The 14,684-nt window shown below is 59.3% G+C and carries 12 protein-coding genes and 5 tRNA genes; 1 reads left to right on the top strand and 16 read right to left on the bottom strand.

The window, feature by feature from the left end:
• Positions 1-2: 2 nt before the first annotated feature.
• From DWW12_RS06375 to serS, 6 genes are all read right to left on the bottom strand, one after another.
• Complete coding sequence (locus tag DWW12_RS06375; RefSeq protein WP_117855497.1) at positions 3-2,444, bottom strand: lipopolysaccharide assembly protein LapB; 2,442 nt, start codon at positions 2,442-2,444, stop codon at positions 3-5.
• Positions 2,445-2,796: 352 nt separating this feature from the next.
• Positions 2,797-2,873: transfer RNA gene (locus DWW12_RS06370), tRNA-Arg, on the bottom strand.
• A 158-nt stretch (positions 2,874-3,031) separates the two neighbouring features.
• A tRNA-Arg gene (locus DWW12_RS06365) sits at positions 3,032-3,108 on the bottom strand.
• Positions 3,109-3,463: 355 nt separating this feature from the next.
• Positions 3,464-3,540, bottom strand: a tRNA-Arg gene (locus DWW12_RS06360).
• Between the two features lie 76 nt (positions 3,541-3,616).
• Positions 3,617-3,994, bottom strand: a complete 378-nt coding sequence (locus DWW12_RS06355; protein WP_117583806.1) for a hypothetical protein — start codon at positions 3,992-3,994, stop codon at positions 3,617-3,619.
• 171 nt (positions 3,995-4,165) lie between these two features.
• Positions 4,166-5,449 carry a serine--tRNA ligase gene (serS, locus tag DWW12_RS06350; RefSeq protein WP_117563693.1) on the bottom strand — a complete coding sequence of 428 codons (1,284 nt, stop codon included), beginning with the start codon at positions 5,447-5,449 and terminating at the stop codon, positions 4,166-4,168.
• A 111-nt stretch (positions 5,450-5,560) separates the two neighbouring features.
• Between serS and DWW12_RS09935 the strand changes: the two genes are divergently transcribed.
• Entirely contained in the window at positions 5,561-5,734 is a 174-nt protein-coding gene (locus tag DWW12_RS09935; RefSeq protein WP_168170424.1) for a DUF6724 family protein, read from the top strand.
• Between the two features lie 158 nt (positions 5,735-5,892).
• Here DWW12_RS09935 and proC read toward each other — a convergent pair whose 3' ends face one another.
• The 10 genes from proC to DWW12_RS06300 form a co-directional block, all read right to left on the bottom strand.
• A complete protein-coding gene (gene proC / locus DWW12_RS06345) occupies positions 5,893-6,663 on the bottom strand; it encodes a pyrroline-5-carboxylate reductase (RefSeq protein WP_117637378.1) in 771 nt (256 codons plus the stop codon).
• A gap of 73 nt (positions 6,664-6,736) precedes the next feature.
• Entirely contained in the window at positions 6,737-7,207 is a 471-nt protein-coding gene (rlmH, locus tag DWW12_RS06340) for a 23S rRNA (pseudouridine(1915)-N(3))-methyltransferase RlmH (protein ID WP_117637379.1), read from the bottom strand.
• 6 nt (positions 7,208-7,213) lie between these two features.
• On the bottom strand, positions 7,214-8,152 hold the full coding sequence (locus DWW12_RS06335) for an SPFH domain-containing protein (RefSeq protein ID WP_055250521.1): 939 nt from the start codon (positions 8,150-8,152) through the stop codon (positions 7,214-7,216).
• Between the two features lie 289 nt (positions 8,153-8,441).
• Positions 8,442-8,528 (bottom strand) — tRNA-Leu (locus tag DWW12_RS06330).
• Positions 8,529-8,571: 43 nt separating this feature from the next.
• Complete coding sequence (locus DWW12_RS06325; protein ID WP_117640789.1) at positions 8,572-9,489, bottom strand: TatD family hydrolase; 918 nt, start codon at positions 9,487-9,489, stop codon at positions 8,572-8,574.
• Positions 9,479-10,339, bottom strand: a complete 861-nt coding sequence (gene rsmA, locus DWW12_RS06320) for a 16S rRNA (adenine(1518)-N(6)/adenine(1519)-N(6))-dimethyltransferase RsmA (RefSeq protein WP_117640790.1) — start codon at positions 10,337-10,339, stop codon at positions 9,479-9,481. Before rsmA ends, DWW12_RS06325 begins: the two co-directional genes overlap by 11 nt.
• A 110-nt stretch (positions 10,340-10,449) precedes the next feature.
• A complete protein-coding gene (metG, locus tag DWW12_RS06315) occupies positions 10,450-12,051 on the bottom strand; it encodes a methionine--tRNA ligase (RefSeq protein ID WP_117855496.1) in 1,602 nt (533 codons plus the stop codon).
• Between the two features lie 69 nt (positions 12,052-12,120).
• A complete protein-coding gene (gene rsmI, locus DWW12_RS06310) occupies positions 12,121-12,999 on the bottom strand; it encodes a 16S rRNA (cytidine(1402)-2'-O)-methyltransferase (RefSeq protein WP_117640792.1) in 879 nt (292 codons plus the stop codon).
• Between the two features lie 6 nt (positions 13,000-13,005).
• On the bottom strand, positions 13,006-14,067 hold the full coding sequence (locus DWW12_RS06305) for a glycoside hydrolase family 5 protein (protein WP_117640793.1): 1,062 nt from the start codon (positions 14,065-14,067) through the stop codon (positions 13,006-13,008).
• A gap of 391 nt (positions 14,068-14,458) precedes the next feature.
• Positions 14,459-14,531: transfer RNA gene (locus DWW12_RS06300), tRNA-Phe, on the bottom strand.
• Positions 14,532-14,684: the final 153 nt, after the last annotated feature.

The following is a 14,684-nucleotide window of genomic DNA, read 5'->3' as shown; positions in this document are numbered from 1 at the left end:
GCCTACCCCAGCGAGCGGTTGAGGGAGCCGAGCTCGTCGTTACCCATGGTGCGCCACATTTGGAAGATGCAGCCGCGTGCCAGGAAAAAGAAGCCGTTATCGACCAGCTGCACGGCGGCATCCGCAAGCTGATTGGTCACCGCGGGCACGGGCGGCAATTCGAGTCCAGCCTTGTGGATGGTCTCGACCGCTTCCTCGAACGTCGGAGGCTCGCTGACGCCCATCTCGTTCATAAGGCCCTGCATTTCTTTCAGTGCGCTGCTGCCCGACTCCTCGCCGCGCGGCGCCAGACGGTAACAAGCCAGCGCCAGATCGAGCTGATCGCAATTCCAATAGGCAAACGCCAAGCGATAGAACAGGTAGCCGATTGCAGAACGATCGCTGGCAATACGTAGGCCGTGGCGCGCCACCTCGATAATCTCATCAAAGCGCTCCAGACGCGCAAGCACGTTGATGAGCGCAAAGTGCGACTGCATGGACGAGCGCGCCAGATCGTAAAGATGGCGCACCTCGGGCAGTGCTCGTTCAAAGTCCTCTTGCTCGGCGTAAAAGCTGCAGATCTCGTGCTGGGCAAAGTACAGCGCATCGGGCGCACGAAGGATTCGCACAGAGCGGTCTTCTTCCAACACCGGTAGCACCATGCGCACCAGCTGGTTATCGCAAAACTGCGTTTGAACCGGACCTGTCGCCAAAAGCTCGGCGACGGCGCACTTAGCCTCCAACTCCTCAACAAGACGGGAAAAGCCTTCAAAAGCACCTGTACGGTCGACTTTTGCCTGCTCGCGCAATTCAACAACACGGGCCACGTATGGGTCGTCGTCCTCTTCCATGACCTCCAGCTCGTCAGCCGTATCGGCAAGCAGCAGATCGCGCAGCGCCGGCGGCAGCATGCGATGGTCATCACGCGGACGAGCATGAACCTCCGCAGGTTCAATCGTCTCCGGAGCGGTTGACTCATATGCCTCAAGCACACGCTTGCACGGCATATCGTCCATGTCCATGCTCTCAAGATCCTTGGCGACAGGCACGCAATCAGCCAGATAGGCCGCGCGCCCAAAGAAATACGTTGCGACAACGCACTCGCCCTGCTCACTGTCGGGAGCAGCAATCTGCACATAGCAGCGCGTGATGCAGGTGCCCGCGGCAAAACACGCTGCCGCAAGCGTGAGCGCCACGCGCGCATCGTGCTCCGCGGCCCAGATCGCGCGCGTGTCCTCGTCCAACTCGCGCCAGGCGTCATCTTGAGCGTCGTATTCACGTTGTGGCATAGCATCAACGACAGACTGCCCAAACCGAACGAGCATGATCCCCTCGGCAACGTTTGCCCGATAGGTATAGTCGAGCCGCGTGACCACGTTAAGTGCCTCGACAATACGCGCGAAGCGGGTACGCACATCCCACTCACCGCCCGGCTGGCAAGCCACCGTACCCGGTTTGCCCCACGGGTTATCGCTCGAGGCCGTATCGAGCAGTCGGGGAACATCGTTGGTCGTCTTGGCGATATGCCACGCATCAAAGAGCGCGCAGCCCTCAAGGCTCGGCGAGGATGCCGCAGGGACCAATCCGGCCCCGATGTGCTCAAGGATGCCGGAGAGACGGTTAAGACGGCACTCGATGGCAAGCAGCATGTCAATCTCGTCCTGGTCCAGCAGGCTGCGATCAAAATTGAGATAGAAAAGCTTTGAGCGATCGATGCGAGCCAGGCTCATCTCGGACTTAGCGGCGATGGTGCGCAAGCGGGGCAAGTCAATTTCACTCATAAGGGCGGCGGCATAGCGCTCGATACCGCTCGGATTCTCGGCATGGTCAACGCGGTAGAGCAGCGTCTCGATAGCGTCAGGGAGCGGTGCCGTGTTAAAGCCCAAAAACACCTCGACCGGCTCGGGCAACTTTACGAGCTTGATCTTGTCGACAACGTTTTGCATACCCTCGTCGAGTCCGTCGGCGTCCGCCGTGCTCGCAATGGTATTTTCGGAGTCAGCGAATATCACGTAGCGCAGGAACATCGATGCCATGAACTCACCGTAAGGAAGGGAGCGGGTCGAATTCCATGTCTCGTGATCGGACTGTTCGCGCATGGGGCCTTCGGGAGAGCCGACGGTTCGCGCGCACGCGCGCATCGTGCCGTTTGCTCCCCTCACCATAATCTCACCAATACCGGAGTCCGACTCGTCAAGGACCAGTTCCATGTCGGGATCGTTGGGCAGCGGAGCCTCGCTAACGGGGCGGTCCACCTTGTACACCTCACCCGAAACGCTTACGTAGCCCAAAAGCGACACATGGCTTTTGCCAACGAATTCGACGACATAACAAGATTCATGCTGATCCTCGCCAAAGAGTTTCCAGACCACGCCATATGAGCGTCCCGCAGGCTGCTCGGACATCGCCGGAAAGCGCTTCTTGGGATCGAGAAACCTGAGCTTGTATGTCGGACGCTCTGCCACGAAATATCACCCTGATCGGTCGCTTGAGAAGGAGCGGTCGCGAATAAGTCGCGACATCTACTCGGAATCTTACACGAGTCGACAGGAAATCGTCCCTTTGGACGAAAGCACTCAAGCTGGCGTAAAAGAAAAGCCCCCGTTGCCGGGAGCTTTAATCTCAAATGGTGCGGCGTATAGGATTCCGCGCATCCGCTGCGCGGATCCGCACCGGCTTCGCCCGCCTGCCGGCGTGCTCGCCCGCGGGCTAAAAACGCTCCGCGTTTTCTTTACGCCCGCGCCTCGACCGAGGTTCGAATCAATGCGGTGTTTACGTAAAAGAAAAGCCCCCGTTGCCGGGAGCTTTAATCTCAAATGGTGCGGCGTATAGGATTCGAACCTATGACGTTCTGATTCGTAGTCAGACCCTCTATCCAGCTGAGGTAACGCCGCAACTTGTTGATTATTATGCACAGGGACTGAATAATGGTCAAGCATTTTTTCAAAAAAAGTTATCGAATTTGATTTTTAATCATTTGGAGGGCTTGGCGCGATCTTCGACGCATCGCGATATAAGAAAAGCCCCCGTCGCCGGGAGCTTTAAAGTCAATTGGTGCGGCGTATAGGATTCGAACCTATGACGTTCTGATTCGTAGTCAGACCCTCTATCCAGCTGAGGTAACGCCGCAACGCACGGATTATTATGCACGCGAGCCCCCGATGGGTCAAGCGACAATTAGAAAAAATTTTACGGAGTGATAATTAAGTTGTTCGTGCCTCGACCGAGGTTCGAATCCATGCGGTGTTGCCATAAAAGAAAAGCCCCCGTTGCCGGAGGCTTTAAAGTTCAGTTGGTGCGGCGTATAGGATTCCGCGCATCCGCTCCGCGGATCCGCGCCGGCTTCGCCCGCCTGCCGGCGTGCTCGCCCGCTCGCTACGGACGCTCCGCGTCCGCTTCACGCTCGCGCCTCGACCGAGGTTCGAATCCATGCGGTGGCGGCATAAAAGAAAAGCCCCCGTTGCCGGAGGCTTTCAATTTCAATTGGTGCGGCGTATAGGATTCGAACCTATGACGTTCTGATTCGTAGTCAGACCCTCTATCCAGCTGAGGTAACGCCGCAGCGCAAAACATATAAAACCACTTTAGCTTATTGGAGTCAAGCACAATCTCAAACTTTTTTTGGAACGCAGTTTTGTCATGCTGCTCCGCATATACCGTCGTTCCCCGTACGATCGATTGGCTTTTCGATCACGTCAAACTTAGCATCAAGTTCCCTGAGGAGCGATCTCACCCGCTGGGCACAATCATAATCGGCAAACGAGATACTCAACATGCGAGCAACCTGGTTAGATGTCCGGACCCCATAGAAATGCTCCAGGGCCACAAGCCCCTCGTGCGCCACAAACGTCTCAACCACATGCGGCGACTCCTCGTAGCACCATTGGGTCAACGGACCCTCGCTCGTCTGTCGAACCACCAGGCCACCCATGCCAGACGGCTCACACGTCACAAGCAGGTACTCCCCGCCCTCGTCGCTCTCAAACAAAACCACCCGATCATCAAACAGCTCCATCGCGTCCCCTTTCTCTCGCTCTTATTTAGCAAAAGCATAGCAGGTAGATGGCTGTATACAGAACAGTTGTTCGTGTGTTTTCTATTGAGCTGTCCGCACAGCATGGTATGGCCGCACACAAAAAGGGCACCCCAAAAAGGAGTGCCCTAGCAAATCGCTTATGCAGCCAATCTACGCGACCGGCTCGATCTTCTCGAGGCCGCCCATGTAGGGACGCAGAACCTCGGGGATCGTGATGGTGCCGTCAGCGTTCTGGTAGTTCTCCAGAATGGCTGCCATGGTACGGCCAGCCGGCAGACCGGAACCGTTGAGGGTGTGCAGATAGCGCGAACCCTTGAAGTTCTCGGGGTCGCGATACTTGATGTTGGCGCGACGGGCCTGGAAGTCACCGCAGTTGGAGCAGGAGCTGATCTCCTTGTAGGCGTTGTAGCTCGGCAGCCAGACCTCGACGTCGTAGGTCTGACGGGCAGAGAAGCCCAGGTCGCCGGTGCACAGGCTAATCACGCGATACGGAAGACCCAGCTGCTGCAGCAGGAACTCGGCCTCGGCGGTCATGCTCTCGAGCTCCTTGTCGGACTCCTCCGGCTTGGCAAACTTGACCATCTCGACCTTGTCGAACTCGTGCTGGCGAATGATGCCGCGGGTATCGCGACCAGCGGAGCCGGCCTCCTCGCGGAAGCAGGGGGTGAAGGCGGTGTAGCGGCGCGGCAGGGTATCGGCGTCGAGGACCTCACCGGCGTGCAGGTTGGTGAGCACGACCTCGGCGGTGGGGATCAGGAAGTTGTCGCCCGAGACGTGATAGGCGTCGTCCTCGAACTTGGGCAGCTGGCCCGTGCCGAACATGGTCTGACGCTTGACGACGATGGGCGGCCACCACTCCTTAAAACCACGGCTGGTGTGCGTATCGAGGAAGAAGTTGATGAGGGCGCGCTCAAGACGGGCGCCGGCGCCACCGAGAACGGTGAAGCGGCTGCCGGAGAGCTTGTTGCCGCGCTCGAAGTCAAGGATATCGAGGTCGGTGCCCAGATCCCAGTGCGGCTTAAAGTCGAAGTCGAACTCGCGCGGGGTGCCCCAACGACGGCGTTCGATGTTCTCGTCCTCGTCCTTGCCGTACGGCGTGGCCTCGCAAGGAATGTTGGGCAGGTGAGCCATGAAGTCGTACTGCTCCTGCTCGAGGGCGGTGCGGCGCTCGGCCAGACCGTCAATTTTCTCGTTGACGGCGCGCACGGCCTCTTTGGCGGCCTCAGCCTCGTCCTTCTTGCCCTCCTTCATCAGGGCGCCGATCTTCTTGGACTCGGCATTGCGCGTGGCTTGAAGTTCCTCGACCTCGGTGATGACGGCACGACGCTCGTCGTCGAGCTCAAAGAACTTCTCGCGATCCCAAGACGTCTGGCGGTTAGCCATGGCGACATCGATGGCATCGGGGTTCTCGCGAACAAACTTGATATCAAGCATTAGATCCTCCGGCGATATACATTCCATTTAGGTTGCAACCTTGTACATGTATGGGCAAGTATATACTTATGAGCGTTTACGACCCAACTCAACTACGCAAGAAGGCACCCAATGGACGCAGTTTTTTCCTTTTTGTTTGGCACCCGCACCGGTTTTGCCATCCTTTTCGCCGGCGGCATCCTGCTGTTTGCGATTATTGCCTTTGTAATGGAGAAGCGCACCCATAAGATGTATGTCGACCGCGGCCCCAAGTCCGAGGACGAAGAAGACAGCTTCTGGGACTAACCTGCCAAAAAGGGACAGGTTTATTTTGGTCGGTTTTATCTGGGCAAACGCAAGTGCCCCGCAACTGGAATTGAGCCAGTTGCGGGGCACTTTTCGCTAAAAGGACAAAACCGCAGGAAAAACCTGCCAACATAAACCTGTCCCGTTTTTGGTCGGTTTTACTGGAGGGTTGCGTCGATTGCCTTGACCAGGGCGCTGCGCATGCCGGCGTCCTCGAGCGCAACGACGCCCTTGATGGTGGCACCACCGGGCGAGCATACGGCATCCTTCATCGCCGCAGGATGCTGGCCAGTTGCAAGCTGCAGCTTTGCCGTACCCAGCACCATCTGGCTCACAATGCGATAAGCATCCGCACGCGGGATACCGTGCTTGACCGCCGCATCGCCCAGGGCCTCGATTGCCATGGCGACAAACGCCGGAGCGCAACCACCCACCGTGCCGCCCACAAACAGCAGGCTTGTGTCGAGCTCGACGACAGCGCCAAGCTTACCGAGCAGGTCGAGCACCACAGCACGCTGCTCGTCGTTAAGCGTCGAAGCCTTCTCGCAGGCGATGACGCCCTCGCCCACCGAAACCGGCGTGTTGGGCACCGTCGAGATATGCGCGACGCCCGGCAGGACCTGCTCCCACTTGGCACTGTCCCAGGTCCAGGCAACCGACAGAACGACCTTTTTGGCAAAAGCATCCTTGAGCGGGGCGAATACCTTCTCGATCATGTACGGTTTGACCGCAGCGACCACGATATCGGATGCGGCGACAACCTCGGCGGCATCGTGGCAGGCGACCATGCCGCGCGCCTCGCAGCGCTCAACCAGTGCGTCGTAGCGACCCGCGCAGGCGCACATGTCGCTCGCAGCTACACCGGCAGCGATCCAGCCATCGGCCATAGCGCTCGCCATATTGCCAAAACCGACAAATCCAATCTTCATATCGCATAGTCCTTTCAGACACATTCCTCAAAACGAAAGGTATTGTCCCACGCCATTGTTTCGTATTGCCGACCTATTTGTGATACGGCTCGCCACGACTGATCTTACAGGCACGGTAAATCTGCTCTAGCAGCACCACACGCGCCAGGTTATGCGGCAAGGTAATGCGTCCAAAGCTGAGCATCTCGTCGGCTCGTGCGCGCACGTCATCGCTCACGCCGTCCGAACCGCCGATTACAAAGGCAATGTCGCTGCCGCCTCGCAGCATAAGATCGTCGAGCCTCGCCGAAAACTCCTCGCTCGAGCGCTCCTTGCCCTCGATAGCCAGCAGGATCACATGCGCTCGAGATGGCAAGGCGGCAAGAATCGCCGCCCCCTCCTTGTCGCGCGCGGCATCCACGCCGCCCGCCTTAGCCGGGTCGATATCGGCCACCTCGCGGATATCCACCTTGGCATAGGCACCTAGGCGCTTGGTGTACTCAGCGCACGCGTCCTTCCAAAAGCGCTCTTTGAGCTTGCCAACGCAAACGACGGTGTATTTCACGCGCGTCTACTCCTTCGAATCGTTTTGAACTTTGCCGGCGGCCAGCATCTGCTCGAACATCGAGGCCGACTGCGAAAAGTCGCTCGGCAGCACGACCGTCGAGGTTTTACCCGTGCGAGCGAACTCCGTCATCATCTCGGACCACTGCGTAAACATGAACAGTTGGTTGGCCTCGTCATTGCCGACACCCGTCTCCTGGATGATCTCGAGCGAATCTTTGATACCCAGCGCGATGGCCTTGCGCTGGTTGGCGATGCCCTCGCCCGCCTTTTCCATAGCCTCGGCCTCGGCGGTCGCCTCGGTGACGCGCTTGATGCGGTCGGCCTCGGCGAGCTCCTGCGCGGCAGCGCGCTTGCGCTGGGCAGCGTTGATGTCGTTCATGGAGTTCTCAACCTCGGTCGGCAGTGCGATTTTGGTGATGAGCGTCGACACGAGGGTGAAGCCGTAGGCGGCCATCTGCTCGGAAACGGTAGCGTTGACATCCTTGGCGATGTCATCCTTCTTGGCAAAGACCTCATCGAGTGTGTAGACGGGGATGGAGGAGCGCAGGGCGTCGGTGATGAAGTCGCGCATCTGGTCGACGGGCTCCTGCAGCATGTAGTAGCTCTTGTAGATGCCCGAATCTGCCGGGCCGGCGCCCATGTCGTAGCTCACGTGGTACTGAGCGGAGACCTCAAGACCGATGGTCACGTTGTCCTGGGTCTTAACGTCGATGCCAAAACCGTTTTTCATGGTGCGCAGGCTCACCGTGGCGGCCTTGCGGTCGATCACGGGCACCTTCACGTGGAAGCCCGCGTTGACGATACGGTTGAACTTACCCAAGCGCTCGATGATTACGGCGTGCTGCTGTTCAACGACATAACAGGCGTTGGGGAGCAGCAGCAACAGGATGATGATGGGAATCAAAAGGCTGGTAAGGGCGGCGATGATACCGGAAAACAGCATGGTCTCTCCTCTGATAGGCACACGTTGGTACTAGGATACCCGTCCAAGGAGATCGTGCATAACAAAAAGAGCTCCCATTGCTGGGAGCTCTTTCAATCCATGGTGCGGGCGAAAGGACGTCCGCGTATCCGCTTCGCGGATCCGCACCGGCTTCGCCCGCCTGCCGGCGGACTCGCCAGCTCGCTAAAAACGCTCCGCGTTTTCTTGACGCTCGCTCCTTCACAGGTTCAAGTCCCTGCGATGGGCACATAACAAAAAAGCCCCCATTGCTGGGAGCTCTTTCAATCAATGGTGCGGGCGAAAGGACTTGAACCTTCATGGGGTTGCCCCCATACGGACCTGAACCGTACGCGTCTGCCAATTCCGCCACGCCCGCGTGCAGGAATTAGAATAACGGAGCGCCACCGCGAACGCAAGAACTATTTTTGAAAAAGTTTGCAGGCATTTTCCCAAGCGGCATGCGCGATTGTTTCGGCGTCCTCACCAGTGCGATCGACACGGTCGTTAACCAGCGCGTTTGCCGTAATGGAGATCATTGCTGGCTCGCATTCAAGACCGCGGATGGGCTCCGGAGCCATATACGGGCAATCCGTCTCGAACAAAATGCGGTCGAGCGGGGTCGCCGCAAATGCCTCGCGCACGTCGTCGTTGCGCTTAAAGGTGGCCGCACCACCATAGGCGATATAGCAGCCCAGCTTCACAAAGCGCTCCATCGTGGCGCGGTCCTCGCCAAAACAGTGCAGCACACAACCGGCCTGGGGCACGCCCACCTCACGAAGCACGTTGTAGGCGTCCACGTGCGAGGTACGCTCCTGGTCCATGTCCTCGTGACGCAGATGCAGCTCCACCGGCACGTTACGACACACGGCAAGCTCGAGCTGGCGCGCCATGCAATCAATCTGCACGCTGTGGGGCGCCGGCGTGATGTCGTCGTCGTAATCCATGTGGTAGTCCAGACCGATTTCGCCAATACCGGCACACAAAGGGTCATCAAGCGCAGCAACAACCTGCGCGTGAATGTCGTCGGTATAGTCCGGCGCGCCATACGGATGCACGCCGGCAAGATACTTGATCTGCGGGATATCCTGCATCGGCAGAATTTCGCGCACGAGCCAGTCGCTATAGTCCGTCACGCTGCGCTTGTCGGCGATGGGGTCGAAGACCGTCACCAACAGGTCGATGCCTGCCGCCTTGGCACGCACGAGTGTCTCGGGCACATCCTTGCCCCAGAACGAAAGCAGATGCGCATGTGTGTCGGCAAGCGGTGCCAAGGGCACGGGACAAGCAACCGTCTTCTTTTTCTTGGTAAACGTCACGCGTTCGGCATTAAGCGTCATGGGAAAGCTCCCGAGCCAGGCACACAAAGTCGGCGACGCCGAGCGTCTCGGCGCGCGTGGTGGGTGCGATACCGCAAGCCTCAAAGGCGGCATCGAGCACGTCCTTGGCAAAGCCGTTGGCGCTCATGGAATTGCGGATGGTCTTGCGACGCTGGGCAAATGCAGCATCAATCACGCGGGCCACAAATTCGCGATCGAGCCCTTCGGGCACCACGCCGTCAACACGGTCGATACGCACGACAGCCGAGTCCACGTGCGGCGCCGGCATAAAGCAACGCGGCGGCACCTCAAAGCGACCCGTCACCTGCGCATACAGGCCGAGCTTTGCCGTATAGCCGCCATAGGTCTTGTTGCCCGGCACTGCGGCAATGCGATCGGCAACCTCCTTTTGCACCATGACGACGGCGCGCTTGAGCGCCGGCATCGTCTGGAATAATTGCAAAATGATCGTCGCCGCCACGTTATAGGGCAAGTTCGCGACAAATACCGTCGGCTCACCGCCCGCAGCCTGCTCAATCTGCTCCGGCGTCACCTTGAGCGCATCGCCCATGATAAAGCGGAAGTTGGCATAGTCGGCGGCGTGAGCATCGAGCACCGGCTCGAGCTCGGGATCTGCCTCGATCGACGTGACGCACGCCGCCTCCTGCAGCAACGCAAGTGTCAACGTACCGCAACCCGGACCCACCTCGAGTACGCGCTCGTCACCTGCAAGCTCAGCGAGCTCACAGATGCGTTCGATCACATGGTTGTCGATCAGGAAGTTTTGGCCCAGGCGGTGCTTGGTCGCAAGGCCAAACTCCTCCAGCAGCTCCCTTGTTGCCGTGGGGTTTGCCAAAGGCGAAGTTGTCATAGTTGCCTCCTTAGCATGATGGCGGCGTCTTGAAACGAAAGGGCATGGACCGTTGCGGCCATGCCCTTACATCTAAACATCAAATTGCCGATATGGCGCTCGCGCGGTCTCTACGCCAGACGCGGGAACAGCGGATCGCCCTTCTCGACGGGCTGACCACCAGCAAGCAGGCCCCAAGTGCAAATGCCCTTGAGGTCGTCGCTCGCGGCCTCGCCCTCACAGGACAGGCGGCGCAGAGCCTCGGCAGAAGTCTGGGGCATGAGCGGCATCAGCAGGTGGGCGGCGATGCGGATGGCCTCGAGCAGGTTGTAGATCACAAATGCCAGCTCGTCAGCCTTGGCCTCGTCCTTGGCAAGCGCCCAGGGCTCGGAGTCCTCGATGTAGTGGTTGGCGGCGTGGATGAGCTCCATGACCTCATCCTTGGCTCCGCCGTAATCGAGCACGTCCATCTTGGCCATGTAGCGGTCGACCAGGCCATCGGCAATCTTTGCCAGCGGGTTATCGAACGCGTCGGCAGACGCCGGTTTAGCCGGGGCGCAGCCGTCAAAGTACTTTGCGCTCATGTTGAGCGAGCGCGAAATGAGGTTGCCCCAGCTGTTGGCCAGATCGGCGTTGTAGACCTGCTCCATGCGATCGAAACTGATGGCGCCGTCGGTGCCGGGAACGACATCGGTCATAAAGTAGTAGCGATAGCCCTCGACGCCCAGCATGTCGATAACGTCCTGCGGAGCGATGGCGTTACCGCGGCTCTTGGACATCTTCTCGGCCTTGCCGGTCTCGGCATTGCGCACGGTCAGGAAGCCGTGGGCAAAGACGTGCTCGGGCAGGGCCTCGCCGATGGCCATGAGCATGGCGGGCCAAATGACGCAGTGGAAGCGGATGATGTCCTTACCCACGATGTGGAACTGCGCGGGCCAGCGATAGGCCAGCTCGGCACGCGCCTCGTCGGTGTCGACACCGTAGCCGACGGCCGTCATATAGTTGAGCAGCGCGTCAAACCATACATAGGTCACATGGCCCTCGTCAAACGGAACCTGGATGCCCCAGTCAAAGCTCGTGCGACTCACGGAAAGGTCGTTGAGGCCGCCCTCGACAAAGCTGCGAACCTCGTTCATGCGGAACGCAGGCTCGACAAAGTCGGGGTGCTCGCCATAGAGCTTGAGAAGCTTGTCCTGGAAGGCGGAAAGCTTAAAGAAGTAGGACTCCTCCTGGACGCGCTCAAGCGGACGGTGGCAGTCGGGGCATAGATGCTGGCCGACGCTGCCGTACTCCTCGTCGCCCTTCTGGACCTGCGTATCAGTGAAGTAGGTCTCGTCAGGCACGCAATACCAACCGTCGTAGCTGCCCTTATACAGGTAACCGGACTCCTTCATGCGCTCCCACAGGTACTGCACGGCATGATGCTGGCGCGGCTCGGTGGTGCGGATGAAGTCGTCGTTGGAAATCTCGAGCTTGCTCCAAAGCTCCTTGAAGTGCGGGGCCTGGCTATCGGTCCACTCCTGCGGCGTCATGCCATGCTTGGCTGCGGCCTCGGCGACCTTCTCGCCGTGCTCGTCCATGCCGGTCAGGAACTTGACGTTATAGCCGGCGGAACGGCGATAGCGAGCCTGAACGTCGGCGATGATGGTGGAATAAGCCGTGCCCAGGTGCGGATCGGCGTTGACGTAGTAGATGGGCGTCGTGATAAAGAACGAAGGCTTGCTTTGATCCATGGGGTTTGTCCTCCAGAAAAACGTTGCATACAGAGGATGATTCTAGCGCAAGGGCTGGATATCCTCCATCTATTGCATATCGAGCACCATGGCATAGACATCGCGCTTGCGGCGCGAATACTTCTGAGACAGGCGCTTGGCCACCGCAGACGCGGGCTCCCCCTCCTCGAGCGCGGCGCGGATATCCTCGCGCAGGGCCTCGTCGGGATCCGCTGCCGTGGCGCCGACCGGCACGATACCGGCCTCCTCATCCTCGCTCGGTGGCGCGATGACCAGCGCAATCTCGCCCTTTACCTCGCCGCGAGCACGCAGCTCCTCGGCAAGCTGGTCAGCGGGCCCGCGCAAGACCTCCTCGTGCAGCTTGGTGAGTTCGCGGCAGACGGCAACCTCACGCTGGGGAAAGACCTCCGCCACGGCCTCGAGCGTCGCCACGATGCGATGTGGAGACTCGTAGAAGATGAGTGCGCCGGGCACCACGGCAAGGCGCTGCAAACGGCGCACACGGTCGCCGTGCTTTCGGCCCAAAAAGCCCTCGAAGAAAAAATGCTCGCAGGGAATGCCGGACGAAACAAGCGCCGTGACGCAAGCAGAGGGCCCGGGAATAACTTCGACGGGCACATCGGCCTCACGCGCCGCCTCGACCAGCGCCTGGCCGGGATCGGACACGCTCGGCATGCCGGCGTCCGAGGCAAAAGCGAGGGTCTCCCCCGCCAGCAGACGGTCGACCAGGCCGGCGGCGCGGCTGGCGATCACATTCTCGTCGCAACGGACAAGCGGCTTGGAAATGCCCAGGTGCATCAGCAGCTTTGACGTCACACGCGTGTCTTCGCAGCAGATGACATCGGCAGCGGCAAAGGCCTCGCCAACGCGCGGGGACAGGTCACCCAGGTTGCCGATGGGCGTGCCGACCACATAGAGTTTGCCCGTATGGGCGCTGTTTTGCGTCATATCAACCTATTCAATCATGCCGCGCTCGAGCGTACCGAGCGCCGCGCGGGCGTCCCATGCTGCAATGCGCTTCTCGGTCTTCCACGTTTGGAAGAACCAACCGGCAGCCGGCGCAAACGAAGCCAGCTGGTTGGCGATAAACACGCGCTCGTAGGCATTGCGGCCCTCGGGCGTAACCGACGAGTTGGCAAAGATCGCCGCGCCCGACCATTCGCCCACCAGCACGGGGAACCCAGTCGAAATCGCTTCTTTAAGCTCGCGCTTGTTACGCGAAATCGCCGTCGTCAGCCCGCGAGGGCTCGTGATGTCGAGCGCATACTCGTCGCGGTAATGGTACAGGTGAAGGTCCATGTAGACGTTCTTGTACTTGGCGCCGCGCATAAAATGCTTCCACTCGCTGGGATGCCCCGACGACGAGAAGACGACGATTTTATCCTCGGGCATATACGAACGGACGAGCTCGTAGGCATCGCGATAGAAATTGCGCAGGTAGTGCGCCGGAATGCCATCCGTCATGGTGAAGAGGCTCTTGCGGACACTCATCTGCGGCGTATCCAGCAGCTCAATGCCCAGCAGGCTCTCGGCCTCGCCGTAGCGATCGGCCAAGCGCTCGAGCACGTCGAGTGCGACATGACGACCGTTGGTGGACGAATGCCACTCGGCAACAGCCTCCGGCGTGGTGGGCGAATCGTTGGAATCGCCCTGGCCACCTGGCACGGTTGCCAGATCGAGCAGCACGCGGATGTTGTACTTGGCAGCCCACTCAATCGCGCGGTCGATGTAATCGACAACCGAGATGTAGGACGCATCGGACTCCTGCGAGCCAAAGGCATACCAGGGCACCGGCAGACGCACGGCATTGAGGCCAATCTGCGCCATGCGGCGAAAATCGTCCTCGCTCACAAACGTTTCGTAATGACGGCGCATGCGCTCGTTATAGGCGGCGGTGCCCATAGCCTCCTGCAGCTCGGCCGCGTTGGATGCACCGGTCGCTGCATACAGCGACGGGGTCACCCAAGGCTCGGGAATAAACCAGCCAGAGAGATTAACACCGAGTATCCTCTCCATCACTGCCCCCTTCGAATCATGCAGGTCGAGCCTGCATCGTATTGCATAGGAAAAGTATCGTTTTGAGTATACCCGCGCGTGCGGACAGGCGAGCGAACGGTCTGAAAAGTGGCGCAAAAGCGGGAGGAATGTCTGGGATGCGTTTTCCGCAGAGCCCTCGATAAAAGAAAAGGACCCCTTTGCAGGGGTCCTAGTCAATTCAAGGTGGCGGGGAAGGGAATCGCGTCCGCGCGCTGCGCGGACGGACCGCTGCGGCGCTTACGCGCCTTGCGAGCTGCGCTGGCAAACGCTTACGCGTTTACTCAGCTCCGCGCCCTCACGGGGTTCGATTCCGTGCGAGGGCTACATAAAAGAAAAGGACCCCTTTGCAGAGGTCCTAGTCAATTCAAGGTGGCGGGGAAGGGAATCGAACCCCTGACACGAGGATTTTCAGTCCTCTGCTCTACCAACTGAGCTACCCAGCCATTTGAGGTGTGCCTTGTTTCAAGGCTTGATTAGTATAACCAAGGACGCGTTCCGGTCAACCGAGAATTTCAAAAAAGTTTTTGAGCACAGCCTCGGTTCTTTAAATCCTTGATTGGCAACTTCATCCGAACACCTCCCATATTCATCCGTAC

This window comes from Collinsella sp. AF14-35 (assembly GCF_003464565.1).
Taxonomy (GTDB): Bacteria; Actinomycetota; Coriobacteriia; order Coriobacteriales; family Coriobacteriaceae; genus Collinsella.
The sequence above is the reverse complement of the archived record's forward strand: the minus strand, read 5'-3'. Positions and strand labels throughout refer to the sequence as shown.

What these genes read in the sequence shown, in the direction of transcription:
- DWW12_RS06355 (WP_117583806.1), bottom strand. Translation starts at nt 3,994, where the DNA reads ATGGAGCTGTTTGATGATCGGGTGGTTTTGTTTGAGAGCGACGAGGGC.
- serS (WP_117563693.1), bottom strand. Translation starts at nt 5,449, where the DNA reads ATGCTTGATATCAAGTTTGTTCGCGAGAACCCCGATGCCATCGATGTC.
- DWW12_RS09935 (WP_168170424.1), top strand. Translation starts at nt 5,561, where the DNA reads ATGGACGCAGTTTTTTCCTTTTTGTTTGGCACCCGCACCGGTTTTGCC.
- proC (WP_117637378.1), bottom strand. Translation starts at nt 6,663, where the DNA reads ATGAAGATTGGATTTGTCGGTTTTGGCAATATGGCGAGCGCTATGGCC.
- DWW12_RS06335 (WP_055250521.1), bottom strand. Translation starts at nt 8,152, where the DNA reads ATGCTGTTTTCCGGTATCATCGCCGCCCTTACCAGCCTTTTGATTCCC.
- DWW12_RS06325 (WP_117640789.1), bottom strand. Translation starts at nt 9,489, where the DNA reads ATGACGCTTAATGCCGAACGCGTGACGTTTACCAAGAAAAAGAAGACG.
- rsmA (WP_117640790.1), bottom strand. Translation starts at nt 10,339, where the DNA reads ATGACAACTTCGCCTTTGGCAAACCCCACGGCAACAAGGGAGCTGCTG.
- metG (WP_117855496.1), bottom strand. Translation starts at nt 12,051, where the DNA reads ATGGATCAAAGCAAGCCTTCGTTCTTTATCACGACGCCCATCTACTAC.
- rsmI (WP_117640792.1), bottom strand. Translation starts at nt 12,999, where the DNA reads ATGACGCAAAACAGCGCCCATACGGGCAAACTCTATGTGGTCGGCACG.
- DWW12_RS06305 (WP_117640793.1), bottom strand. Translation starts at nt 14,067, where the DNA reads ATGGAGAGGATACTCGGTGTTAATCTCTCTGGCTGGTTTATTCCCGAG.